Annotated in this window: 1 protein-coding gene; it reads left to right on the forward strand. The window is 64.3% G+C overall.

All coding sequences use genetic code 11. The annotated features are described in order from the left end of the window. Nucleotides 1-11: 11 nt before the first annotated feature. Nucleotides 12-328: carboxymuconolactone decarboxylase family protein (locus AC0L3U_RS38875; protein ID WP_473365039.1), on the forward strand; the 317-nt coding region annotated here is incomplete at its 3' end.

A 328-nucleotide genomic window follows, 5' to 3' on the forward strand; every position in this document is an offset into this window, starting at 1 on the left:
GCGAGATTCTGGTGCAGCTCTACGCCTACGTCGGCTTCCCGCGCAGCCTCAACGCCCTCAATGAGCTGATGAGCGTGCTGCAGGCCCGCAACGAGCGCGGCATTCACGATGCGCCCGGACGCGAACCCAGCCGCAGCCTCCCGACCGGTGAGCAGTTGCTGGACGTGGGCACGGCCAACCAGACGCGCCTGACCGGCGGCCCGGTCAGCGGCGGTGTGTTCGATTTTGCTCCGGTGATCAACCAGTTTCTGCAAACCCATCTGTTTGGCGATATTTTCGAGCGTGACAACCTCGATTGGCAGAGTCGCGAACTGGCCACGGTCGGCGC

The organism is Bradyrhizobium sp. Kon69 (assembly GCF_055807515.1).